The organism is Pseudomonas sp. NS1(2017) (assembly GCF_002269425.1).
GTDB classification, from domain to species: Bacteria; Pseudomonadota; Gammaproteobacteria; order Pseudomonadales; family Pseudomonadaceae; genus Aquipseudomonas; species Aquipseudomonas reactans.
Window position 1 is genome coordinate 2,540,555 of record NZ_CP022960.1, and the last position, 21,960, is coordinate 2,562,514.

Below are 21,960 nucleotides of genomic sequence, written 5' to 3' on the forward strand. Positions count from 1 at the left end.
GCTGGGAATTTTCGTCCAGTGGCTTGGGAAATATCCTGCGTGCTTATGTCGCAAGCCCTGTGAAATCGGGCGGCTTATTCCAGCCTGGTCCGGCAGTTTTCTGCCGCAAGCCTATACTTGGCCCACTACCAGAAGTGATTCGGGAGCTTGACGATGTTTGCTCTCATGCACAGCACCCGCCTTGAATCGCTGCACTTGAGCATCGACCCGGCCACCGGGCTGAAGGCGGTCATCGCCATCCATAACAGTCGCCTGGGGCCCGCCCTCGGTGGCTGTCGCTACCTTTCCTACCCCGACGACGAAAGTGCCGTGGCCGATGCCGCGCGCCTGGCCCAAGGCATGAGCTACAAGGCGGCCTTGGCCGGTCTCCCGGTGGGCGGGGGCACCGCCGTGATCCTGCGTCCCGGCCACGTGGAAAGCCGTGCCGCATTATTTGAAGCCTTTGGTCGATGCGTTGAGCAACTCGACGGCCGTTACATCACCGCCGTCGACAGTGGCACTTCAGTGGCGGACATGGATTGCATCGCCCAGCATACCCGCTACGTCACCAGCACCACCGCCGCAGGCGACCCATCGCCCCATGCCGCCATGGGCGTGTTCGCCGGCATCCGTACCACCGCGATGGCGCGCCTGGGCAGCGACAACCTCGAAGGCCTGCGCGTGGCCATCCAAGGGCTGGGAAATGTGGGCTACGCCTTGGCTGAACAACTGCACGCCGCCGGAGCCGAACTGCTGGTAAGCGACATCGATCACGGCAAGGTGCAACTGGCCATGGAGCAGTTGGGCGCGCACCCCATTGCCAACGACGCGTTACTCAGCACGCCGTGCGACATCCTCGCACCCTGTGGTCTTGGCGCCGTGTTCAACCGTCAGAGCGTCGGCCAATTGCGTTGCGCCGCCGTGGCCGGTTCTGCCAGTGCGCAATTGACTCATCTGGACAACGCGGATCAGTTGGAGGCACGCGGCATCCTCTACGCCCCCGACTACGTGATCAACTCCGGTGGCCTGATCTACGTCGCGCTGAAGCACGGCGGAGCGGAGCTGCCAACGATTACCGCGCACCTGTCCAACATCGGCACGCGACTCACCGAGATCTTCGCCCACGCCCAGGCGGAAAAACGCTCACCCGCCCGGGTGGCGGATGAGCTGGCCGAGCGCTTGCTGTACCGCTGATGCCCCCGTCAGAGTTGATACTTCTCGCGCACCAGTGAGCCGATCCCCATGCGCTCCAGAATGTGCATCGGGCACAGGATCGTCACGCGAACGGTTCCCGGCAACCTGCTGATTTCAATCGAACCGTTAAGCGTTGCGCGGTTGCGCACCTCATCCATCGACAGGCCCGTGACCGCCGCCGCGCGCTCCAGGCCGTTTTCCGTCGCCAGGTTGAGGTCGGCGCCGCTGCCGATAAAGGTAATGGGCCCGTTATCTTCGATCTCGAATTGCCCCCAGCGCTCGCCCAATGCCTTGACGTGCAGCCGTTGCTCGGCGGTCATTGGGCGCGCCATGGGCGGCAGGTCATCAAGGTTTTGCAGCAGGATCGGGCCGTCAAGGTTCAACCCCTTGATCACGTGGGCAGTGAGTTCGGTTTCGCCCGACACATCGGTGGCATGCCCGGCAATTTCGCCGTTGCCTTGCTGGGCGTGCATATCGCCCATATAAACCCCGGCGCCGGGGACTCTCACCGGGCAAATCAGCACGCAACCTTCACGTACCGAGTTGGTGTCCATATGCCCGTCGGTTTTCGCCGCATGCAGTTGGTCATGGGTCATGCCGTAGCGGTGGGGCGCGCCGACCAGGTACTGGCCGAAGTCAGCGCAGTTGTGGGAATCCGGCAGGTCGCGTGAAGGCGTGGTGCCGATATTGCCCAGGAAAGGCCGCATGTGCGCGGCAAGGCCGGGGATATCGGCGCGGGCCAGGGACAGGATCGAATGCTGGGCGGACATTTCCGGCAACGCCGCCATATCGGGTGCCTGGCCGGCGAGGCGGTCGGCGACCAACTGGTTCACGGTCAGGCTCACCTGATGCTCGGCATCGAACACGATCACATAGCCATGGCTGAAACGAAACGCGCTGACCTCCGCCCCGCAGGCGTTGCAACGAATGGCGTCTGCGCCGATCCCCTCGACATGGCTGGCGGGATGCTCCTGCCCACAGTTGGAGCAGAACTTGGCGACAAAGGGATCGCCGTGATAGCGCCCCTCAACAAAGCGCATGACGCCTGACGAAGTGGCCAGCGACGTCACGCGCATGCGTTTGATCTTCAGGGCCACGGCGTCACCGACCTCTGCGCCGGCGATGAATACGGGTTGAGTCACCTCATGGCCACCCTCAAATGCGGGCGTGATCATTGGGCCCCAACACCCCGGCGGAGTACCGGTGATAAGCGTGCCGCCATCGGCTAGCGGGCCGAGCATCTTCTGGCTGGGGCCGATGAGGCCATTGGTGTAGGTGTTGACGATCAGGCGATCAACCGGTGTTGAGTCGTGCATTTTTATTCTCCGGGTCCTATGTGATTGAACCTTCGGTCACGGCGTATTGAACAGGGAAGGTTCAGGCAGGCCCAGTAGACCGGTGTTTTGTATCCCGAATATGTCGCGCGGGTGCGCTAATACACAGTGGTACATAACGAGGGGAGAGGAGGGTTTGTCAGCGTAAAAATCCTGATAGGGTTCTGAAGGCGGGCGCTTTCTGGTGCTTGCCCGCCATCGTTTTCCTACTTGCCGCGGAGAGTCTTCATGTCCAATCAAGCAACAGCGCATTCCGTAACGTTCAAGCGTCCAGACGGTGCCGAGGTCAATGGCTTCCTGGCCAGCCCGGCTGTGCTGGAAGGGGCGCCGGCCATCGTATTGATTCAAGAGTGGTGGGGGCTGAACGAGCAGATCAAGGGCGTGGCCATCCGCCTGGCCGAGTGCGGTTACCGGGTGCTGGTGCCGGACCTTTATCGCGGCGCCTCGACCGTGGAAGAGGAAGAAGCCCATCACCTGATGGACAGCCTGGATTTTGGCGATGCAGTGTCCCAGGACATCACAGGCGCGGTGCGTTACCTGCAGGCCGACTCGAAAAAAGTGGGCGTGACCGGCTACTGCATGGGCGGGGCGTTGACGCTGTTGGCGCTCAATGCCATTCCGGAGCTGGCGGCGGGTGTGGTCTGGTATGGCTTCCCACCGCTTGAATACCTGGATGCAGCAAAAATCAAAGCACCGCTGATTGGCCATTGGGGCACGCAGGATGCTTTTTTCAACATCGACACCGTTGCGGAGCTGGAGTCAACGCTGCACGCGGCAGGTGTGGACGCTACGTTTTATCGCTACCTGGCCCGCCATGCCTTTGCCAATGAAACGGCGATCGGCCACGGCCGTATCCCCGACACGCAATACGACGCCGCATGGTCGCAACTGGCGTGGGACCGCACGTTGACCTTCTTCGGCAAAACCCTGTGGCAGGCGTAAATAGCCTTCGGTAAAACGATGAGTTGCCGGTCTGCCTGAACCTGTTGGTTCACCCTGAATCAACGAAGGCGGGCCGGCCTCCTTACTCTGCCTCTGGCTGCCCGATCTCGGCCAGGGCGCTGGCGTTGTTCTTGAACGCTGCTGCAAAGGCGGCGCGGTTCTTGGCCATGAAAATACCGGCGTCTTCTGCCTGCTTTTCAGTCAAGCCTTCCACGTTTTTCAACAGGACATCCATCAGAGACTCTGCCAGTTCAAGCATCTGGTCGTGTGCGTCGGCAAGTTTGCGATCCACGAATGTAGTCTCCAAGTCGCGGGTACTGCGATACAGGGTTTCAACAGCCATTTTTTGGCCTCGTCATCAGGGTGCAGTAGTGAAGGGGAGTGGCCCTTGTGTTCGGGTGTTGCTATTACTGTATTTATATACAGCTAAAAGAGTAAGCCAAACCACGGGGGTTTGGGTAGCAGTTTTTTAATGTAGTTGGGAAATGGGGGTTTGCTACAACGGAAATTTCTGACAACTTGCCGGGGTTGCGCTGGAATTGTCCAGTGGCTTACCTTCCTCGGGCGCTGCATTTGCGGCGAGTGGGCTTGGCGGCCCAACAAGGACGCGCAACAACCCCCTATGAGATTGCAGACGTTTTTGCATTTGCATTCTTGTGTTATGGCGGGTTGCGCATGGACCCTTCGGGGTGCCGGGTCGTTCCTTGCCGGTCCGCCAACCTTGTGCAATCCGTCACCCAACCTGCTTGGCGGCAGACGGTGATGGTTTCTTTACTAAGGAACTAGGCCAATGAAGAAAATCACTCCCAACCCTCCGTCGACCGACTCGACGCTATTCTGCGTTTCACCCGAAGCTGACACAGAAACCTTACTGGCCAACGCCAGCGAAACCCTATGCAGTGCCCGTGAAATGGCCGACACGCTGGCATTCGACCTTGACGGTCCGCAGCGGAGTCTAGTGTTAGCCATTCACCAATTGGTTGAGATGGGCTGCCTGTTAGTCGACCGAGCGTTAGAGAAAGTCGCACCAGTGTGATGCGTGGTCCTCTGACCGCTCCTGCAATTTCGGGGGCGGTCAAAACATGGCCAATGACTTCGATTTTTTCTGTTACTCACTTCATCGCTCAAAGCACGACAGCGAAAACGGGAGCGACTAGACTTCTTCTTCATCAACAATGGAGGCTTTTATGGACACTTCCTTTTCCTCTGGTATGCACGCAGATATCGAAGAGCAGGCCGATAGCTACGACCGCTGGTTTCGCGCCAAGGTACAAGCTGCTCTTGATGACACCAGTCCCTGCATACCTCACGACGAGGTGATGGCCGAGATGCAAGCGCTGATCGAGTCCAAACTCAAGAAAGGCGATGCTGATTGAGTGGCTGCCCGCGGCGCGGGTGGAACTTCGGCAAGTTATTGAGTACCTCAGTCATCGCAATCCTGTTGCAGCTCTTGAGCTAAAGCGCTCAATCGAAGCTTCAGTTCTGGCTCTCTCCCGCAGACCCCACCTTTACCGTCCTGGCAGAATCCTTGGTACGCGCGAGATGGTGGTACATCCGAATTATCTGGTCGTATACAAAGTGACAGACAACATTCGGGTTCTCTCTGTTTTACACGCACGCCAGCGATATCCCTGATCGATCCGTCCTTCGGATGAGCAAAGTATCTACTCTGCTCATCCTTACACGTGCCTCATGTCATCCCGCCACCATCTCATACCCGCCCCTGGCCTTTTTTCTGCATGCAGAACAACCGTCACGTCCAACCCGCATTATCCGGTCGAGTCGACCTAAGGAAGCATCATCGTGAAGATCAATTGGGCCGAAAGGCTGCGTCAGCAAGTGCACGGGCTGGCCGAATCCCTGGGTAACCTGTTCGTCGAGTCGTTCCACTACTTGGCGTTGTTCGCCATTGGTGCGGTGACGGCCTGGGCGGCGGTGATGGAGTTTCTGGGGATGTTGGAGAACGGACACATCAAGATCGATGACATCTTGCTGTTGTTCATCTACCTGGAACTGGGTGCGATGGTCGGGATTTATTTCAAGACCAACCACATGCCGGTGCGCTTCCTTATCTACGTGGCGATCACCGCGCTGACGCGCCTGCTGATCTCCAACGTGTCGCACCACAATCCGCCGGACGTGGGAATCATCTACCTGTGCGGTGGGATTCTGCTGTTGGCGTTCGCGATTCTGGTGGTGCGCTACGCCTCGTCGGCCTTCCCTTCGGTGAAGGTCGAAGGCCCGCGTCGCAAGGGCGAGGCGAGCCTGGAAACCGAGAAGGGCGAGCTTTAAAGCCCGACGCTGAACGGCAGGGCGCGGGTCGGCGGTCGATGCAGGACTTTGTGATCGCCATCCGTCATCACCGCCAGGATCTCCATGGCGCTGTGGCCCTGTTCGATGGCGATACCGAACTGAATGCTTTGCACCAGGCGTTTCAGCCGCTTGGGATCATTGCGCTGTTCGGCGCTGATCATGCGCTTGGCCACCACGCCTTGTTCGTTGGAGAGGGTCAGCATGATGCTGCCGTCCAGCCGTTGGATGCTCAAGTTGACGCGGTATTCAGGGGTGAAGGTGTCGGTGATGATCTGAAAAGGATTGTCCATGGTGCGTACCGCCTGATAAGAACATGCAGTCATTGACGACCGGTGTCGGGATTAGTTCGCGTCTCCTGACCACCGGCCACTCCGTCGCTGAGGTTTTCACAAGGTCCGTTTCCCTCCACAGCTGTACAGCAAAGGCCGTGCCGCATAAGGCGCCGAGCCGTTATTGCGGGACAAAAAAAGGCGAACCGAGGTTCGCCTTTTTCTTGGGTGATCTATTTCAGGGCAGTACCGAGAAAACGATCGCAGACAGCGCAATCAGCCCAATCACCACTACAAACACATTCGACACCTGGCCCGAATACTGGCGCAGAGATGGCACGCGACGAATGGCGTACATCGGCATCAGGAACAGCAGGCAGGCGATGATCGGCCCGCCCATGGTTTCAATCATGCCCAGGATGCTCGGGTTGAAGGTAGCCACGGCCCAGCAGGTCAGCACCATGAACAGTGCGGTGCAGCGTTCCAGCCATTTGGCCGACATCGAGCGATTGCGCCCGCGCAGGGATTTGACGATCAAGCCCTGGAAACCTTCGCTGGCGCCGATGTAGTGGCCGAGGAAGGATTTGGTAATGGCCACCAGCGCGATCAACGGTGCGGCGTAGGCGATCACCGGCGTCTGGAAGTGGTTGGCCAGGTAGGACAGGATCGAGATGTTCTGCGCCTTGGCCGCTGCCAGGTCGGCTGGCGACAGTGCCAGTACGCAGCTGAAGCAGAAGAACATCACGGTCAGCACCATCATGCCGTGGGCCGTGGCCAGGATGCCGCTGCTTTTGCGCTCGGCCTGGGCGCCGTACACGCGTTTCTGGTCGACGGCGAAGGCGGAGATGATCGGCGAATGGTTGAAGGAAAACACCATCACCGGAATCGCCAGCCACAGCGTCTTGAAGAACAGCGGCATGGGCATGCCATCACCCGCGGAGGCGAAGAAGGCACCATTCCAGTTGGGGATCAGGCTGAAGGCCAGCAACAGCAGGGCGGCGACGAACGGGTACACCAGCACGCTCATGGCCTTGACGATCACGCCCTGGCCGCATCGTACGATAGCCATCAGGCCAAGAATCAGCACCAGCGACAGGATCGCCCGAGGCGGTGGGGCCATGTGCAGTTGGTGTTCCATGAAACTGCCCAGGGTGTTGGTCAGCGCCACGCTGTACACCAGCAGGATCGGGAAGATGGCGAAGAAATACAGCAGGGTGATCAGCTTGCCTGCGCCGACGCCGAAGTGCTCTTCGACTACTTCGGTGATGTCACCGGATTTGCCTGACAGCACAAAACGCGTCAGCCCACGGTGGGCGAAGAAGGTCATCGGGAAGGCCAGCAGGGCCAGTAAGATCAACGGCCAGAAGCCGCCAACGCCGGCATTGATCGGCAGGAACAACGTGCCGGCACCGATGGCGGTGCCGTAGAGGCCCAACATCCAGGTGGTGTCGTGTTTGGTCCAGCCGGTGGTCACGGTTGTTTCGGCAGCGGGATTTTCTACGGCAGGTGTACGTACATCGGTCATCGTTATTGCCTCGTTATTATTTTTGCGCGGGCTCACGTTGGGGCGATCAGGGAATGCTCCTCAGCACTCCACCCAGCTCACGGCCAGGCCGCCCCGTGAAGTTTCTTTGTATTTGTCATGCATGTCGGCGCCGGTATCGCGCATGGTGCGGATCACCCGGTCGAGAGAAATGAAGTGTTTGCCGTCACCGCGCAGGGCCATTTGAGTGGCGTTGATCGCCTTGACCGCAGCGATGGCATTGCGCTCGATACACGGCACTTGCACCAGGCCACCGACCGGGTCGCAGGTGAGGCCGAGGTTGTGTTCCAGGCCGATTTCGGCGGCGTTTTCCAGTTGCTCGGGGGTGGCGCCAAGGATGTCGGCCAAGCCCGCAGCGGCCATGGCGCAGGCCGAGCCGACCTCACCCTGGCAGCCAACTTCGGCGCCGGAAATCGAGGCGTTTTTCTTGCAGAGGATTCCGACGGCGGCAGCAGCCAGAAAGAAATTGACCACATCGTCGTCAGACGCGTCGGCGTTGAACTTCATGTAGTAATGCAGCACCGCCGGGATGATTCCTGCCGCGCCGTTGGTCGGTGCGGTGACCATGCGCCCACCGGCCGCGTTTTCTTCGTTAACGGCGAGGGCGAACAGGTTGACCCACTCCATGGCCGACAGGGTCGACGTGATGACATTCGGCTTACCGATTTCCAGCAGGCTGCGGTGCAATTTTGCCGCGCGACGGGGCACGTCCAGACCGCCCGGCAGGATGCCTTCATCGCGCAGGCCTTGCTCCACGCATTCACGCATCACCGACCAGATGTGCAACAGGCCACTGCGGATGTCTTCGTCGCTGCGCCAGGCGCGTTCATTGGCCATCATCAGCTCGGAAACCCGCAGGTCGTGCTTGTTGCACAAGGCCAGCAGTTCCACGGCGCTGGAAAAGTCGTAGGGCAATTGCACATCGCTGGTCGGCGCAATGCCCGAGGCCGCTTCCGCCGCTTCGATGATGAAACCGCCGCCCACCGAGTAATAGGTCTGCTCGCTCAGCAGGCCGTTTTCGCCGTAGGCGTGCAGGGACATGGCGTTGGGGTGGTAGGGCAGGCTTTCGTCCAGCAGTAGGAGATCGTGCTTCCAGTTGAAGGCAATGTCCTGCTGACCTGCGAGAAGCAGTCGGCCGGATTCGCGCAGTTGCTGGATGCGTGCGTTGATCGAGGTGGGGTCGACCCGGTCCGGCCATTCGCCCATCAGGCCCATCACGCAGGCGCGGTCGGTGGCATGGCCGACACCGGTGGCGGACAGCGAGCCATACAGGCGCACTTCCACACGGCGAGTGTCGCTCAGCAGGTGTTGGTCGATCAGGGCCTGGGCAAAGGTCGCCGCCGCCCGCATCGGGCCGACGGTGTGGGAGCTGGAAGGGCCGATGCCCACTTTGAATAGATCGAAAACACTGATAGCCATGCTAAAGCCTTACAAGCAATGGAGTAGAAATCGCTGCCATGTTTTGTAGAGCGAGCGGAATTGGCGCGATACTGAGCCTCTGGATCGGCACTGACCAACGAATTATCCTAAGACACCCTTTAGCAGGACTAAACGCTATGACCCGGCCCCTTCATGGCCAGACGTATGTCTGGCTGCACGTTTTTTCCTGTGCTGCGCGGCATTTGTCGTTCACTCGCTGCGCCGAGGAACTGCACATCACGCCAGGCGCGGTGAGCCAGCAAATCCGCCAGTTGGAGGAGCGATTGGGTTTCCGTTTGTTTCATCGGCGCGCGCGGGGGGTGGAGTTGAGCGCCGAGGGGCAGCGATTGGCGACAACGGTGGGTGAGGCCTACGGCAGCATCGACGCGGAGTTGCAGCGCCTGGACGCGGGGATGATCAGTGGCACCCTGCGCCTGCGCTCGATCCCGTCGTTTCTCGGCAAGTGGCTGACCCCTCGGTTACCGCGCTTGCAGCAGCGCTTTCCGGATATCCAATTGCGCATGGTCGCCGAGGACAGCAGCATCGCCCTGCATGAGGGGGACTTCGACCTGGCCATTGACCTGAACGACGGCAGCTATCCTGGCCTGTTATCCACAGCCCTGCTGGACGAACAGATTTTCCCCGTCTGCGCCCCGAGCCTGCTGCGTGGCCGGCCACCGCTGCATGGCCCCGCTGACCTGGTGCATTTCCCACTGCTGCACGACATCACCGCCTGGCGTGGGAGTTATGAGTACGCCGAGTGGGAGTTTTACCTGAATGCTATCGGCTATCACGACGCCGACGTGCGGCGCGGGCACACCTTCAACCGTAACCACCTGACCATCGAAGCCGCCATCGCCGGCATGGGCGTGGCCATTGCGCGGCGCACCTTGCTCAACGATGAGTTGGAGCGCGGCACCTTGATCGTGCCCTTCGGCTTGGCCGTGCCAAACCACAAACGTTACGTGTTGCTCTATGCGCCAGGCGCACTGAGCCATCCGGGCGTACGTGCGGTGCACGATTGGCTGGTTGAGGAAGCAGGGGTTTTCCGTGGATTGCACCCGTTGGGAGAGGGGCAATTGTGAGGTTCGCTGGGCATAAGAAGATGTAACCAACTCCCCACCCTAACAGCGTTTTTGCTCGTAGTCAGACTTAATTTGTAATGTGGGATTTATCTTTGCAAAGGGGTTGAATTGTTCTGCTGACTGCTCAATTGTGTAATCAAGAGGTCATGGTTTCACCGACCCGGTGTTGCAGTTGTGACCTCTCGCGAGCTAGCTGAAATAAGGGAAGAACTATGCAAATCCAAGTCAATAGCGATAACCATATTGAAAGCAGCATCCGACTGGAGGAGTGGGTACGTACGACCATTGAGAGCACGCTCGAACGTTACGAAGAAGACCTGACCCGAGTGGAGGTCTACCTGCGGGATGAGAACGGCGACAAGCCAGGTCCCCACGATTTAAGTTGCCGCCTGGAAGCGCGGCCAAAAGGCCATCAGCCGCTGTCCGTGCTGCACAAAGCCGATACCCTGGAACAGGCGATCGACGGTGCGGCGACCAAGCTGGACCACGCGTTGGAACATCTGTTCGGCAAACTGCAAGGCAAGCCACGCGCTGCCGGGAAAAACCAGCCGACCACCAAAGTCAACGAAGATGAGCTTGAGCAGGAGTTTCTGGAAAAAGAACGCGCCGTGTTCAACGGCTGATAGCTTTCTCACGCTCCACTAAAAACGGGCCTGCATTTGCAGGCCCGTTTTCGTTTGAGTGGCGTTAGAACGCAATGGAGGTCTGCACGTAGACCGTGCGGGGTTCGCCGACGTATTTACCCTTGTTGTTATCGTCGAACGAGCGGGTGAAATATTGGGTGTTGAAGATGTTTTTCACGCCCACTGCCACATTCAAATCCGACAGTTGCGGGCCGAAGTCATAGGCCGCGCGGCTACTGAACAACATGTAGCCAGGGATGCGTCCGTTGGCGCCGTTGGCGGTTTCCTTTTCGGTGTTGGCGTTGTCGGCGAATTGGCTGCTTTGGTAGCTACTGTCCAGGTTGAGTTTCCAGCGGCCTTCGGTGTAGCCCACGCCAAGGGTGCCTTTGTGCTTGGACGAGAAGGGCACGCGGTTGCCTTTGTTCGGGCCGTCTTCGCGGATGGTCGCGTCGACGTAGGCGTAAGTGGCGTACACATCGAAGCCGGCCAGGGCCGGGCTCAAACCGTCGAGCGCGTAGTTGACGCTGGTCTCGATACCCTGGTGGCGGGTTTCGCCACGGGCAATCACCGAGTCGTTGGTCTGGTTGCTTTCGTACTGGTTGTCGAAGTTGATCAGGAATGCGCCGATTTCCGCACGCAAGGTGCCGTCGTCGTAGCGGGTACCGAGTTCCCAGGTACGGGCTTTTTCCGGTTTCACTTCGCCGCTGGTCACGCGGTTCGGCATCTGGCTGTACTGCACGCTGCCGAACGAACCTTCGGTGTTGGCGTAGAGGTTCCAGCTGTCGCTGAGGTGGTACAGCACGTTCAGTGCCGGCAGCGCGGTGTTGTAGTCGCCTTTGTATTTGACGTTGGTCAGGTTGTTGGTCTGCTGGGACTCGATCATCTCGTAGCGAATGCCCGGCGTGATGGTCCACTTGCCGATATCAATCCGGTCATCGATGAAGAACGCATTGGCTTCGGTGCCACCACGGGTGTCGCGGTCGTTGCGGCTGTCGGTAGTGGGGATCTGCTGGTTGGCAGCAATCGGCGTGCGGTAACGCAGTTCGTGGCCGGCCTCGTTGATGTAGCGGTAGCCGACGCCGACTTCGTGGCTGGTCGGGCCCAAGTCAAAGCCTTGGGCGAAGCGGGTCTCGATGCCACGCACCCAGTATTCACGCGGGGACAGCGAAAGGAACGTGCCCTGGTCCAGGTAACCGCTGCGCAAGGTCTTGGTGAAGAAGCTGTTCACGGTGAACTCGCGGCGGTCCTGCTCATAGCGATAGCCGACGTTGAACATCGTACGTCGGCCCCAGAATTTGTCGTAGGGGCGGGTGGACTGGTAGGGATCCGCCTTGTAGTCCGCGACGTTCAAGCCACCTGGCATATCGGCCTGGCCTTCGTAGTACTGCGCCATGGCGTTGAAGCTGTTGGCGTCATCCAGTTGGTATTTACCCTTGAGGATCAGGTCGTCGATACGCGTATTGCTGTTTTCGCGCCAGTCGCCGCCACGGGTGCCGGAGTACAGGATCGCCCCGCCCAGGCCGTTGTCAGCCGTGCCGCCGGCCAGCAAGTTGCCGGTGGTCTTGAAGCCGTCGTGGCTGGAAGACGGGCTGGTTTCGGTCTGCAAGCCGCCTTTGACCGTGGGTGCATCCGGGATCGCACGGGTCACGAAGTTGACGACGCCGCCGACGTTCTGCGGGCCGTAGCGCACCGCACCGCCGCCGCGCACCACGTCGACCGCGTCCATGTTGCCCATGCTGATCGGCGCAAAGGAAAGCTGCGGCTGGCCGTAGGGCGCGAACGGCACCGGAATGCCATCCATCAGCACCGTGGAGCGCGACGCCAGGCGTGGGTTGAGGCCACGAATGCCGAAGTTCAGTGCCATGTCGTGGCTGCCGGTGCCGTTGTTGTCCGGGGCGTTGACGCCGGGAATGCGGTTGAGCACGTCCTTGGCCTGGGTGGCGCCCTGGCGTTCGAATTCTTCACGGCGGATCACATCGCGGGCGCCGGGGTGTTCGAACACATTGGTCTGCGCCGCGTCGCCCAGCCAGTCGCCGACCACGCTGGAGGTGCCCAACTCAATGCTGGCCGGTGCCGTGGTCGGTTGCAGGCTGTAGGCATTGTCGCCTTCGGCACGGGCTTGCAGGCCGGTGCCTTCCAGCAGTTTCTGCAGGCCGTCCGCGGCGCCGTAGTTGCCGGACAAACCGCGGCTCTGCATACCCGCCGTGACTTCGGAGCCGAAGGAGATCAACACGCCGGCTTCGCGGCCAAACTGGTTCAGTGCAGCTTCCAGCGACGTCGGGGCGATGTGATAGGGCTTGGCGTCGGCCGCCATCACCGGGGGCAGCACGGTCAGACTGAGGCTGGCGCCGAGTAGGAGTTGGCGCACGGTGCGGGCAAGAAGCGTCGGTTGCTGGGGCATGAAGAGCGGTCCTGAGAAGGAAGGATCAAGGTGGCTTTCCTTCTCTGTCACGCGAGGGGTGGAAAACGGCTCACCGTTGCAAAAAAAAGTTCAAGGGTGTGCTTTGTGTAGGAGCGAGCTTGCTCGCGAAGAATGTCAACGATAACGCGGGAAGCCTGACACCCTGCGGCGTTCTCCCGGTCTTCGCGAGCAAGCTCGCTCCTACAGAGGATCTCATCAGGCGCGTGCCTGCACGGTCACCCAGTAGCGGGTAAAGCGCCGCACCTTCACCGGCAGGCTCACTTCCAGCAGGTCGAGAATGCGTTCGCTGTCGTCCAGCGGGTAGCTGCCGGAGATCAGCAGGTTGGCCACCTGTGGGTCGCAATTGACCTGGCCACGGCGATAACGCCCGAGTTCGCCGAGGAAATCTTCCAGGCGCATGTGGGCAGCAACCAGCATGCCGTCGGCCCAGGCGCCGCTGTTGGCGTCGGTGGGGCGCGGGGTGTCCCAACCTTTGCGGGTGAAGTTGACCTGGTGTGCGGCCTGGACGCTCAGCGGCAGGCCGGTGTAGGTATTGGGCATGACGTCGACGCGGCCGTCGAGCACGGCCAATTGCGTGTGATCGTTGAATTGTCGCACGTTCATGCGCGCCGCCTGGCTGGTGAGCAGGCCCTGGCCGGTCAGCACCTGCAATGGTGTGCTGCCTGTAATACCCGTCAGCAGAATCTCACCTTCAAGCAGGCGGATCAGCCGTTGCTGGCCATCAAAATGCACATCCACCGCGCTGCCAGTGTTGAGCAGCAACTGGCTGCCGTCGGCCAATTGCACTTTACGTCGCTGGCCAACAGGGCTGCGGTAATCGGCGGTCAACGGCGGCAGGATATGTTGCTGGCGCAGGCTCCAGGCGGCAGCGGAACCTGCGCCGAGGATCAACAGCAATTTCAACGCCTGACGACGGCTGGTGGAAGTTGGCGCATTCAACGCCGCATGGGCCAGGGGCGAGGGCATGCCGCGCAGGCGCTGATTGACGCGCTGCATGTGGTCCCAGGCGCGCTGGTGTTCGCTGTGGGCGTTCAGCCACTGTTGCCAGGCGGCTTGCTGGCGTGGGTTGAGCGCGCCTTGCTGCATTTCCATCAACCAATGCACGGCTTGTTCGGCGACTTGGGTGGAGAAGTTCATAGGGCAAAGTAGCAGCGCATGGCCGCTTTGCTCAGGTGGCGTTTGACAGTGGCGATGGAAATACCCAGTTCCGCGCCGATTTGTGCGTAGGTCAGGCCATCGAGTTGGGCCAGCAGGAACGCACGCTTGACCTGGATCGGCAGGCCGTCGAGCAGTTGGTCTAACTCCACCAGGGTTTGCAGGATGATGGCGCGTTCTTCTTCCGAGGGTGCCACGTGCTCGGGCATCTGCGCCAAGGCGTCGAGGTAGGCGCGCTCCAGGTCCTGGCGGCGGTAGAAGTTGAACAGCACACGCTTGGCGACTGTGGTGAGGAACGCGCGGGGCTCGACCAGCGTGGGTGTTTCCCGTGCGGTGAGCACACGGATGAAGGTGTCCTGGGCCAGGTCGGCGGCGCTTTCCGGGCAGCCGAGCTTGCGTTGCAACCAGCCGGTGAGCCAGTGGTGATGGTCGTTGTACAACACTTCGACGGTATTGGACGGGCTCAACGCGGACACTCCACAAGCATCGGTATGCTTTAGAGAACAAGAATTGTTCGCATTGTAGGGCTCGCGACGGGCTTCGGCAATCCGTCAGGGCAGGTGTTTCATCCATTCTGTTTTGCTTATGAGAATATTTATCATTAATATTGCGGCCTGATGAACCTGGCGCCTCCCGCATGAAAAGCAAAACCTCGCTGCCTGTCTCCTATCGTCTCTCCGTCACCTCGCGCGTGCTGGCTGCCGTGGTGGGCGGTTATCTGATGGCTTCCTTGGCCAGTATCTGCCTGGCGCTGTGGATGCCCACGTCGCGCGCCGACGCGGTGATCACCGGGATGATGAGTTCATTCGTGTTCTATCTGCTGGCCGTGCTCTGGTGTTTCGCCTGCCGCAGCGCAGCGCGCGCCTGGTTTGGCGTGATGTTGCCAAGCGCGGTATTTGCCACCCTGGCGGGTGTAGGCTTCTGGATGACACGCACATGAAAGAGGGTTTCCGCCAGGCCATGGCCTGGTTGCACACTTGGGCAGGGCTGATCTTTGGCTGGCTGCTGTTTGCGATTTTCCTGACGGGCACCTTGGCGTATTTCAAGGATGAGATCAGCCACTGGATGCAGCCTGAAGTGCAGGCTCATCCGCTGGACGATGCGCGCAGCCTGACGGTCGCCCAGACCTATCTGCAGCAAGTCGCGCCGACCGCTGCGCGTTGGTTTATCACTCTGCCTGACAGCCGCGATCCTGGTTTGTCGGTGATGTGGCAAGACAAAGTCGACCCTGGCCGACGCGGTAATTTCATCCAGAAAACCCTCGACCCTGTTACCGGCCAGGCTGTGCAAGCCCGTGAAAGCATGGGCGGCGATTTCTTCTACCGCTTTCACTTCCAGCTGCAAATGCCTCACCCGTGGGGTCGCTGGCTGTCGACGATTGCCGCGATGGTGATGTTCGTCGCCTTGATCACCGGCATCATCACTCACAAGAAAATCTTCAAGGATTTCTTCACCTTCAGGCCCCGCAAAGGCCAGCGTTCCTGGCTCGACGGGCACAACGCGGTGGGAGTTCTGGTGCTGCCGTTCCATTTGATGATCACCTACAGCAGCCTGGTGATCTTCATGAGCATGGTGATGCCGGCGCCGATTCTTGCTTCCTATGGCGGCGACACCCGCGCCTTTTTCAGCGAGGTATTCCCGAATACCAACAACGCGCCGGCGCTGGGCCAGCCTGGAAAATTGTTGCCGCTGGTGCCGATGTACGAGCAAGCGCGGGCACAGTGGGAAGGTGGCCATGTGGGGCGCGTGGCGGTCAATAATCCCGCCGATATGAACGCCTCGGTCAATGTGTTCCGCGCGGGTTCCGACAGCGTGGTGCATGATTTCGGCAGCACCGTTTCCTTCAATGGCACCACCGGCGAGCTGGTGCGGGTGTATGGCGGGCAGTCGCTGCCGGCAGCCATCAGCGGTAGTTTCTATGGGTTGCACATGGGCCATTTCGCCGGGCCGGTGCTGCGCTGGTTGTACTTTATCTGTGGCCTGGCGGGCACGGCGATGATCGGCACCGGTCTGGTGATCTGGCTCGGCAAGCGTCAGCTCAAACATGCCAAGGCTGCGGTAATGCCGTTTGAGTTGCGCTTGGTAGAAGTGCTGAACATCGCCAGCATGTCCGGGTTGATGATCGCCATCGCCGCATTTTTCTGGGCCAACCGTTTGTTGCCGGTGAGCTTTGCCGACCGTTCCGATTGGGAAGTGCAAACCTTCTTTATTGCCTGGGGCCTGAGTCTGTTGCACGCGATCCTGCGTCGTGGCCGCCAGGGTTGGGTCGAGCAACTGAGCTTCGGCGCGCTGCTGTTTATCGCCATCCCACTGCTCAACGCGTTGACCACATCGCACCACCTCGGTGTTTCGTTGGCAACCGGCGATTGGGCCATGGCTGGCTTTGATCTGACCTGTCTGGCCAGCGGCGTATTCCTTGGCTGGGCCGCCTGGAAGATGCAGCGTCGCACCGCGCTGGCGCCTAAAACTCAGCGCGCCCGCCCGCTGGCGCTGAAGCAGGAGGCGAACTGAATGCTGCTCGCACTGCTGATGTGCTACGCCGGGTTCACCGCACTCTGCCTGTCCACTGACCGTCACCACGGCGAGTTGCTGCACAGCAAACCCTCGCCCCGTCGACGTTTGGGCTTGCGGGTGATCGGCTGGTTGTTGCTGGTGGTGTCGATCTGGCCGGCGGTGGATGTCGCCGGTTGGGGCCAGGGCCTGGTGGAGTGGTGCGCCGTGTTGATGCTCAGCGCATTGCTGTTGGTGCTGTTGTTGCCGTACCGGCCAAGGCTGGCCTTGATCCTGGCGGGCGTTGGTCTACTCGCCAGTCCTGTTGCAGCCTTCGCCACCCTCTGAGCCCGCCCATGATGATCAGCACGCCACCCGAATCCCAGGACAGCCAGCACGCTGACGCGGCAGGTGGGCGTGCGCATTTCCTGCAGGTGTTTTTGTCCCAGCGTTCGCAGATGGAAGCCTTGGTGAGTCGCCGCGTGGGGTGTCGCGCCACGGCGGCCGACCTGGTGCAGGACCTGTTCCTGCGTTTCTGGCGCCGGCCGTTGGTGCAGGTCGAGGAGCTCAGCACCTACCTGCTGCGCTGCGCCGGCAATATCGCCATCGACCACCTGCGCAGCGAAGGTGCACGGGTACGCAGCAGTGAAGGCTGGCTGCCCGAACAGCAAGACAACCAAGGTTCCGAACCCCAGGCGGCACTGGAAGCTGGCAATGATCTGCGCCACGTCGAAGCGGCCTTGCGCAGCCTTCCCGAACGCACGCGCCAGATTTTTCTGCTCAACCGCATTCACGGTCGCAAGTACGCGGAAATCGCCAAGGCCATGGGCCTGTCCCAAAGTTCCGTGGAAAAACATATGATGCGTGCCCTCGAAGCCTGCAAAGCCAGCCTTCGCGAACCCTCATCCCCACGCACGCCAGGGAAAGCACCGTGAACGCCATCCCCACGCCCGCCCAGGAACAAGCCGCACTGGCCTGGCTGAGCCTATTGCATGATCAGCCCAGCAGTGGCGACCAGGCCACTTTCAGTCAGTGGTTGCGGGCTGATCCGGCGCACGTCGAGGCCTATTCCCAGGCCCAGGTGCTGTGGGAGTTGAGCGAAGTGCCAGCGCGCAAGCTGGCGGATGAAGAGGCGTTGGCATTGCAGGGCTACCTCAATGCGATGACCACCTCGAAGCGCTCGCGGGTGGTGCGTTGGTCCGGCGCCTTGGCGATGGCTGCGTGCCTATTGCTGATGGTATCCATGGGGGCCGGCTGGCAGCCGTCACGCTGGATCGATGATCTCGGTGCCGACTACGTGACGGCGCCGGGTGAAGTCAAAACCGTCACGCTGGCCGATCAATCCCAGGTGACCCTCGATGCCGACAGCGCCATTGCCGTGGACTTCAGCCATGGCGAGCGGCATATCAAGCTGCGTCGTGGCGCGGGCTTTTTCAGCGTGACCCATACCGGACAATCCTTCGTGGTGGAGGCGGGCAGCGGTGAAGCACGGGTGCTGGGTACGCAATTCGAAGTGCGCCTGCAACCGGCAGGCGCTCAGGTGACGGTGTTGTCCGGGTGGGTGGGCGTGACGCCGTCCAAGCAGGGCCCGCAGCAAATTCTTACAGCAGGTCAGCAAGTGGCCTACGCCGAGGGTGTTGCAGACCCTCTGCACGCAGTAGACAGTGAGTCGCGCCTGGCCTGGCGCGACGGTTGGCTCAACTACTACAAGGCGCCGTTGGCGGACGTGGTCAAGGACCTGGAGCGTTACTACCCAGGCCGCATTCTGTTGCTCAACGAAGCGATGGGCGCCAAGCGCGTCAGCGGCAGTTTCCCGAGCAAGGACCCGCAGGCGGTGTTGAATGCGTTGCAGGCCGTGCTTGGCTTTGAGCAGCACACATTATTGGGGCGGATGATCGTGGTGCGCTGATTTACTTCAGCGCCGCCATTATTTTTTCTGGGTTGTAATCGCGAATCAGTGTGCCGTTCACGTCCACAAACGGAATCCCTCCGCCCCCCAGCGCCTCATACGCCTTGCGCGCCTGGGCGTCTTTCTCGATGTCGAACGCCTGGTAGGGTATGCCTTTCTGGTCCAGGAACCGGCGGATCTGCTTGCAGTAACCACACCATTCGGTCGAGTAGAGCACCACACGCGCTGAAGCACGTACGTGCTCCGGCGCCACTTGTGAAGGGTTGAACACCCGTTCGATCTTGCCCCAGTTCTGGATCACCACCACGACCAGCAACACCAGCAGGACTTTTTTAAAGACCCCGCCGAGCATCAGTTGCGGCGCTTGAGCTGGTCAGTCAGTTGGGTCGGCAGGCCCTTGATGATCAAGGTGCCGGCGGCTTCGTCGTATTCGATCTTGTCGCCCAGCAGGTGCGCTTCAAAGCTGATGGACAAACCCTCGGCGCGGCCGGTGAAACGGCGGAACTGGTTGAGCGTGCGCTTATCCGCCGGAATTTCCGGCGACAGGCCGTAGTCCTTGTTGCGGATATGGTCGTAGAACGCCTTAGGCCGATCTTCATCGATCAACCCTGACAATTCTTCCAGGCCCATCGGCTCGCCGAGCTTGGCCTGGCTGCTGGCGTAATCCACCAGGGTCTTGGTTTTCTCGCGGGCGGATTCGTCCGGCAGGTCTTCGCTTTCGACGAAGTCACTGAAGGCCTTGAGCAAGGTACGGGTCTCACCCGGGCCGTCGACGCCTTCCTGGCAGCCTATGAAGTCGCGGAAATACTCCGAGACCTTCTTGCCGTTCTTGCCCTTGATAAACGAGATGTACTGCTTGGACTGCTTGTTGTTCTGCCACTCGGACACGTTGATGCGTGCGGCCAAGTGCAATTGGCCGAGGTCCAGGTGGCGCGAGGGGGTCACGTCCAGCTCGTCGGTCACCGCCACGCCTTCGCTGTGGTGTAGGAGGGCAATGGCCAGGTAGTCGGTCATGCCCTGCTGGTAGTGGGCGAACAGTACATGGCCGCCGGTGGAGAGGTTGGATTCCTCCATCAGCTTCTGCAGGTGCTCGACCGCCGTGCGGCTGAAGGTGGTGAAGTCCTGTCCACCGTCAAAGTATTCCTTCAACCAGCCGCTGAACGGGTGCGCGCCAGACTCTGCATGGAAGAAACCCCAGGCCTTGCCTTGTTTGGCGTTGTAGCTCTCGTTGAGGTCGGCAAGCATGTTCTCGATGGCGGCGGACTCGGCAAGCTCGGAGTCGCGGGCGTGGAGAACTGCAGGTGTGCCGTCGGGTTTTTTGTCGATCAGGTGGACGATGCAATGACGGATCGGCATAGGCTTCTCGGCTGGTTGAGCGGGGAGCGGTTGGCCTCCCCGAAAAGTCGCCAAGTGTACCGCACCATTGGGCAAGACGTGCTTTGAAGGGTGTTTTGGCCACCCTCCGACGGGCTATATGCCTTTTTTTCACGGTTTAGAGCGATAAAGCTGACCAAATGGGTAGGTAGAAGCGGATATTTCCCCGTCTCTGTGCTAGTTTTGCCCCGTCTTACGCCAAGTCTCGGCGATAAGCGTGCATTCAGCATCTGTCAGGTCGAACCAATCCCCGTTTCAAGCATCTATAACCCCGATCTCCGTGGTTATAGCCGGGGGTGCCAGGCCATGACGGTCGGGCTCGACGGCTGACACTGCACTCTGCAATCCATATGAATTTGATAGGGAAGGAACACCACAATGGCTATTACTAAAGACCAACTGATCGCTGACCTGGCTGAAGCAGTAGACGCACCGAAAACCACCGTGCGCGCTCTGCTGGACCAACTGAGCCAAGTTGTTGCTGACCAGCTGGAAAACGGCGGCGAAATCACTCTGCCAGGCGTTGGCAAACTGAAAGTGACCGAGCGTCCTGCCCGTACTGGCCGTAACCCTTCGACTGGCGCTGCCATCGAAATCGCTGCCAAGAAAGTTATCAAGCTGGTTGTGGCCAAAGGCCTGACCGACGCTGTTAACAAGTAAGACGCAGCAAAAAAAACCGTGCTCCGGAGCGATCCGGGCACGGTTTTTTGTTGCCTGTAGGAGCGAGCTTGCTCGCGAGGATCGCCAACGATGACGCGGGCATTCTGAATAAGCGCGGTGTCATTGCGTTTTTCGCGAGCAAGCTCGCTCCTACAGTGAAGCAGGCAGCGTTTAGACTTAGCGCACCCAGCGCTGACGCCAGATCTGCTGCTCGTTCTTGGTCTGGAAAGTCCACGCCACAAACCGGCTCTGCTTCTGGCCCTGGGACATTTCCACGACTTGGCTCTCCAGCACGCCGGCCTTTTTCAGGGCCGTCTCGATCGCGGGCAAGTTCGACGCTTTTGACACCAGGGTGCTGAACCACAACACCTTGTGGGCAAAATGCGCACTTTCAGCAATAAGCTGCGTCACAAAACGCGCTTCACCCCCTTCACACCACAACTCGGCCGATTGGCCGCCGAAGTTCAGCACCGGCAACTTGCGCTTTGGGTCCGCCTTGCCGAGGGCTCGCCACTTGCGTTCGCTGCCCTTGGTGGCTTCATCCATGGACGCATGGAACGGCGGGTTGCACATGGTCAGGTCAAAACGCTCGCCCGGCTCCAGCAGGCCCAGCAGGATCTGCTTGGGATTGCTCTGCTGGCGCAGCTGGATGACCTTGCTCAGGTCATTGGACTGCACGATGGCCTTGGCAGCGGCGACGGCGATAGGGTCGACTTCCGAGCCGAGGAAGTTCCAGCGGTATTCCATGTAGCCAATCAGCGGATAGACGCAGTTGGCGCCCATGCCGATGTCCAGCACCTTGACGATGGAACCGCGCGGGATCTTGCCGTCGTTGGTGTTGGCCAGCAGGTCGGCCAGGAAGTGCACGTAGTCCGCACGACCCGGCACCGGCGGGCACAGGTAGTCGGCCGGAATGTCCCAGTGCTGGATGCCATAGAAGGCTTTCAGCAGCGCTCGGTTGAACACCCGCACCGCATCCGGGCTGGCAAAGTCGATACTTTCCTTGCCGTACGGGTTGATGATCACGAATTTCGCCAGTTCCGGCGTGGTCTTGATCAGCGCCGGGAAGTCGTAACGGCCTGTGTGGCGGTTGCGCGGGTGCAGGGTCGCCTCTTTACGCGGCGCGACGGGCTTGGCCGTGGCGGCGGTTTTAGGCTTCTTGCGTGGAGGCTTGGGCGTGCTGGGGGCGGTCATGTTGATTCTGGTGTTGGCTCAAAGTGGTGGGCATTGTCCCACATTCTCTGGTGAC

Annotated in this window: 25 protein-coding genes; 14 read left to right on the plus strand and 11 right to left on the minus strand. The window is 60.3% G+C overall.

Features of this window, described 5'->3' with window-relative positions; all coding sequences use genetic code 11:
- Positions 1–153 precede the first annotated feature (153 nt).
- The gene (locus tag CI807_RS12025; RefSeq protein ID WP_016978242.1) at positions 154–1,173 is read left to right on the plus strand and encodes a Glu/Leu/Phe/Val dehydrogenase dimerization domain-containing protein; all 1,020 of its coding nucleotides are present in this window, start codon (positions 154–156) and stop codon (positions 1,171–1,173) included.
- An 8-nt stretch (positions 1,174–1,181) separates the two neighbouring features.
- On the opposite strand, the gene CI807_RS12030 is transcribed toward CI807_RS12025, so the two are convergent.
- Positions 1,182–2,489 (minus strand): acetamidase/formamidase family protein, encoded by a 1,308-nt coding sequence (locus tag CI807_RS12030; protein WP_095014808.1) that lies wholly within the window; start codon positions 2,487–2,489, stop codon positions 1,182–1,184.
- A 246-nt stretch (positions 2,490–2,735) separates the two neighbouring features.
- Here CI807_RS12030 and CI807_RS12035 point away from each other — a divergent pair, with 246 nt between their 5' ends.
- Complete coding sequence (locus tag CI807_RS12035; RefSeq protein WP_095014809.1) at positions 2,736–3,449, plus strand: dienelactone hydrolase family protein; 714 nt, start codon at positions 2,736–2,738, stop codon at positions 3,447–3,449.
- An 82-nt stretch (positions 3,450–3,531) separates the two neighbouring features.
- Here the strand turns inward: CI807_RS12035 and CI807_RS12040 are convergent, their stop codons facing one another.
- A complete protein-coding gene (locus tag CI807_RS12040) occupies positions 3,532–3,792 on the minus strand; it encodes a YebG family protein (RefSeq protein ID WP_016978245.1) in 261 nt (86 codons plus the stop codon).
- Between the two features lie 447 nt (positions 3,793–4,239).
- Between CI807_RS12040 and CI807_RS12045 the strand changes: the two genes are divergently transcribed.
- The 4 genes from CI807_RS12045 to CI807_RS12060 all read left to right on the plus strand — a co-directional run bounded on the left by CI807_RS12045 (position 4,240) and on the right by CI807_RS12060 (position 5,741).
- Positions 4,240–4,485, plus strand: coding sequence for a DUF6124 family protein (locus CI807_RS12045; RefSeq protein ID WP_095014810.1), 246 nt, complete (start codon positions 4,240–4,242; stop codon positions 4,483–4,485).
- Positions 4,486–4,636: 151 nt separating this feature from the next.
- Complete coding sequence (locus tag CI807_RS12050; protein ID WP_095014811.1) at positions 4,637–4,825, plus strand: antitoxin; 189 nt, start codon at positions 4,637–4,639, stop codon at positions 4,823–4,825.
- Positions 4,815–5,084, plus strand: coding sequence for a type II toxin-antitoxin system RelE/ParE family toxin (locus CI807_RS12055; RefSeq protein ID WP_095014812.1), 270 nt, complete (start codon positions 4,815–4,817; stop codon positions 5,082–5,084). Before CI807_RS12050 ends, CI807_RS12055 begins: the two co-directional genes overlap by 11 nt.
- A 168-nt stretch (positions 5,085–5,252) precedes the next feature.
- Entirely contained in the window at positions 5,253–5,741 is a 489-nt protein-coding gene (locus tag CI807_RS12060; RefSeq protein WP_016978246.1) for a phosphate-starvation-inducible protein PsiE, read from the plus strand.
- Here the strand turns inward: CI807_RS12060 and CI807_RS12065 are convergent.
- The 3 genes from CI807_RS12065 to CI807_RS12075 all read right to left on the minus strand — a co-directional run bounded on the left by CI807_RS12065 (position 5,738) and on the right by CI807_RS12075 (position 8,993).
- Positions 5,738–6,052, minus strand: a complete 315-nt coding sequence (locus tag CI807_RS12065; protein WP_016978247.1) for a DUF3509 domain-containing protein — start codon at positions 6,050–6,052, stop codon at positions 5,738–5,740. The two genes, CI807_RS12060 and CI807_RS12065, sit on opposite strands and share 4 nt — an antisense overlap.
- 217 nt (positions 6,053–6,269) lie before the next feature.
- Positions 6,270–7,556 (minus strand): serine/threonine transporter, encoded by a 1,287-nt coding sequence (locus CI807_RS12070; RefSeq protein ID WP_095014813.1) that lies wholly within the window; start codon positions 7,554–7,556, stop codon positions 6,270–6,272.
- Positions 7,557–7,616: 60 nt separating this feature from the next.
- A complete protein-coding gene (locus tag CI807_RS12075) occupies positions 7,617–8,993 on the minus strand; it encodes an L-serine ammonia-lyase (protein ID WP_095014814.1) in 1,377 nt (458 codons plus the stop codon).
- 137 nt (positions 8,994–9,130) lie between these two features.
- Here CI807_RS12075 and CI807_RS12080 point away from each other — a divergent pair, with 137 nt between their 5' ends.
- Both CI807_RS12080 and CI807_RS12085 read left to right on the plus strand, forming a co-directional pair.
- Positions 9,131–10,078, plus strand: a complete 948-nt coding sequence (locus CI807_RS12080) for a LysR substrate-binding domain-containing protein (RefSeq protein WP_095014815.1) — start codon at positions 9,131–9,133, stop codon at positions 10,076–10,078.
- Between the two features lie 212 nt (positions 10,079–10,290).
- Positions 10,291–10,701, plus strand: coding sequence for an HPF/RaiA family ribosome-associated protein (locus tag CI807_RS12085; RefSeq protein ID WP_016978251.1), 411 nt, complete (start codon positions 10,291–10,293; stop codon positions 10,699–10,701).
- A gap of 64 nt (positions 10,702–10,765) precedes the next feature.
- Here the strand turns inward: CI807_RS12085 and fecA are convergent, their stop codons facing one another.
- From fecA to CI807_RS12100, 3 genes are all read right to left on the minus strand, one after another.
- Complete coding sequence (fecA, locus tag CI807_RS12090) at positions 10,766–13,102, minus strand: TonB-dependent Fe(3+) dicitrate receptor FecA (RefSeq protein WP_095014816.1); 2,337 nt, start codon at positions 13,100–13,102, stop codon at positions 10,766–10,768.
- A gap of 216 nt (positions 13,103–13,318) precedes the next feature.
- Positions 13,319–14,260 carry a FecR domain-containing protein gene (locus CI807_RS12095; protein WP_095014817.1) on the minus strand — a complete coding sequence of 314 codons (942 nt, stop codon included), beginning with the start codon at positions 14,258–14,260 and terminating at the stop codon, positions 13,319–13,321.
- Positions 14,257–14,745, minus strand: coding sequence for a sigma-70 family RNA polymerase sigma factor (locus CI807_RS12100; RefSeq protein ID WP_095014818.1), 489 nt, complete (start codon positions 14,743–14,745; stop codon positions 14,257–14,259). The genes CI807_RS12095 and CI807_RS12100 overlap by 4 nt, the downstream gene beginning before the upstream one ends.
- A gap of 170 nt (positions 14,746–14,915) precedes the next feature.
- On the opposite strand from CI807_RS12100, the gene CI807_RS12105 reads away from it, so the two are divergent.
- Genes CI807_RS12105 through CI807_RS12125 form a run of 5 tightly spaced genes read left to right on the plus strand, consistent with a single transcriptional unit; the run spans position 14,916 to position 18,677 of the window.
- Positions 14,916–15,218, plus strand: coding sequence for a DUF3649 domain-containing protein (locus tag CI807_RS12105; RefSeq protein ID WP_095014819.1), 303 nt, complete (start codon positions 14,916–14,918; stop codon positions 15,216–15,218).
- Positions 15,215–16,789, plus strand: a complete 1,575-nt coding sequence (locus tag CI807_RS12110) for a PepSY domain-containing protein (protein ID WP_095014820.1) — start codon at positions 15,215–15,217, stop codon at positions 16,787–16,789. The genes CI807_RS12105 and CI807_RS12110 overlap by 4 nt, the downstream gene beginning before the upstream one ends.
- Complete coding sequence (locus CI807_RS12115; RefSeq protein WP_095014821.1) at positions 16,790–17,116, plus strand: DUF3325 domain-containing protein; 327 nt, start codon at positions 16,790–16,792, stop codon at positions 17,114–17,116. It abuts the gene before it with no gap.
- A gap of 8 nt (positions 17,117–17,124) precedes the next feature.
- Complete coding sequence (locus tag CI807_RS12120; RefSeq protein ID WP_095014822.1) at positions 17,125–17,703, plus strand: RNA polymerase sigma factor; 579 nt, start codon at positions 17,125–17,127, stop codon at positions 17,701–17,703.
- Positions 17,700–18,677 (plus strand): FecR family protein, encoded by a 978-nt coding sequence (locus CI807_RS12125; protein WP_095014823.1) that lies wholly within the window; start codon positions 17,700–17,702, stop codon positions 18,675–18,677. Before CI807_RS12120 ends, CI807_RS12125 begins: the two co-directional genes overlap by 4 nt.
- A 1-nt stretch (position 18,678) precedes the next feature.
- Here CI807_RS12125 and CI807_RS12130 read toward each other — a convergent pair whose 3' ends face one another.
- Positions 18,679–19,029: a glutaredoxin family protein gene (locus CI807_RS12130; RefSeq protein ID WP_095014824.1), complete on the minus strand. Its 351-nt coding sequence runs from the start codon at positions 19,027–19,029 to the stop codon at positions 18,679–18,681.
- Positions 19,029–20,033, minus strand: a complete 1,005-nt coding sequence (yejK, locus tag CI807_RS12135) for a nucleoid-associated protein YejK (RefSeq protein WP_010212893.1) — start codon at positions 20,031–20,033, stop codon at positions 19,029–19,031. Before yejK ends, CI807_RS12130 begins: the two co-directional genes overlap by 1 nt.
- Before the next feature lie 396 nt (positions 20,034–20,429).
- Here yejK and CI807_RS12140 point away from each other — a divergent pair, with 396 nt between their 5' ends.
- On the plus strand, positions 20,430–20,711 hold the full coding sequence (locus CI807_RS12140) for an HU family DNA-binding protein (RefSeq protein WP_003188840.1): 282 nt from the start codon (positions 20,430–20,432) through the stop codon (positions 20,709–20,711).
- 177 nt (positions 20,712–20,888) lie between these two features.
- On the opposite strand, the gene rlmF is transcribed toward CI807_RS12140, so the two are convergent.
- Positions 20,889–21,905, minus strand: coding sequence for a 23S rRNA (adenine(1618)-N(6))-methyltransferase RlmF (gene rlmF, locus CI807_RS12150; protein WP_095014825.1), 1,017 nt, complete (start codon positions 21,903–21,905; stop codon positions 20,889–20,891).
- Positions 21,906–21,960: the final 55 nt, after the last annotated feature.

Bases quoted from the DNA above. Each gene is read 5' to 3' on its own strand.
- CI807_RS12025 (WP_016978242.1), top strand. From the start codon at position 154: ATGTTTGCTCTCATGCACAGCACCCGCCTTGAATCGCTGCACTTGAGC.
- CI807_RS12030 (WP_095014808.1), bottom strand. From the start codon at position 2,489: ATGCACGACTCAACACCGGTTGATCGCCTGATCGTCAACACCTACACC.
- CI807_RS12035 (WP_095014809.1), top strand. From the start codon at position 2,736: ATGTCCAATCAAGCAACAGCGCATTCCGTAACGTTCAAGCGTCCAGAC.
- CI807_RS12040 (WP_016978245.1), bottom strand. From the start codon at position 3,792: ATGGCTGTTGAAACCCTGTATCGCAGTACCCGCGACTTGGAGACTACA.
- CI807_RS12045 (WP_095014810.1), top strand. From the start codon at position 4,240: ATGAAGAAAATCACTCCCAACCCTCCGTCGACCGACTCGACGCTATTC.
- CI807_RS12050 (WP_095014811.1), top strand. From the start codon at position 4,637: ATGGACACTTCCTTTTCCTCTGGTATGCACGCAGATATCGAAGAGCAG.
- CI807_RS12055 (WP_095014812.1), top strand. From the start codon at position 4,815: ATGCTGATTGAGTGGCTGCCCGCGGCGCGGGTGGAACTTCGGCAAGTT.
- CI807_RS12065 (WP_016978247.1), bottom strand. From the start codon at position 6,052: ATGGACAATCCTTTTCAGATCATCACCGACACCTTCACCCCTGAATAC.
- CI807_RS12070 (WP_095014813.1), bottom strand. From the start codon at position 7,556: ATGACCGATGTACGTACACCTGCCGTAGAAAATCCCGCTGCCGAAACA.
- CI807_RS12075 (WP_095014814.1), bottom strand. From the start codon at position 8,993: ATGGCTATCAGTGTTTTCGATCTATTCAAAGTGGGCATCGGCCCTTCC.
- CI807_RS12080 (WP_095014815.1), top strand. From the start codon at position 9,131: ATGACCCGGCCCCTTCATGGCCAGACGTATGTCTGGCTGCACGTTTTT.
- CI807_RS12085 (WP_016978251.1), top strand. From the start codon at position 10,291: ATGCAAATCCAAGTCAATAGCGATAACCATATTGAAAGCAGCATCCGA.
- fecA (WP_095014816.1), bottom strand. From the start codon at position 13,102: ATGCCCCAGCAACCGACGCTTCTTGCCCGCACCGTGCGCCAACTCCTA.
- CI807_RS12095 (WP_095014817.1), bottom strand. From the start codon at position 14,260: ATGAACTTCTCCACCCAAGTCGCCGAACAAGCCGTGCATTGGTTGATG.
- CI807_RS12105 (WP_095014819.1), top strand. From the start codon at position 14,916: ATGAAAAGCAAAACCTCGCTGCCTGTCTCCTATCGTCTCTCCGTCACC.
- CI807_RS12110 (WP_095014820.1), top strand. From the start codon at position 15,215: ATGAAAGAGGGTTTCCGCCAGGCCATGGCCTGGTTGCACACTTGGGCA.
- CI807_RS12115 (WP_095014821.1), top strand. From the start codon at position 16,790: ATGCTGCTCGCACTGCTGATGTGCTACGCCGGGTTCACCGCACTCTGC.
- CI807_RS12120 (WP_095014822.1), top strand. From the start codon at position 17,125: ATGATGATCAGCACGCCACCCGAATCCCAGGACAGCCAGCACGCTGAC.
- CI807_RS12130 (WP_095014824.1), bottom strand. From the start codon at position 19,029: ATGCTCGGCGGGGTCTTTAAAAAAGTCCTGCTGGTGTTGCTGGTCGTG.
- yejK (WP_010212893.1), bottom strand. From the start codon at position 20,033: ATGCCGATCCGTCATTGCATCGTCCACCTGATCGACAAAAAACCCGAC.
- CI807_RS12140 (WP_003188840.1), top strand. From the start codon at position 20,430: ATGGCTATTACTAAAGACCAACTGATCGCTGACCTGGCTGAAGCAGTA.
- rlmF (WP_095014825.1), bottom strand. From the start codon at position 21,905: ATGACCGCCCCCAGCACGCCCAAGCCTCCACGCAAGAAGCCTAAAACC.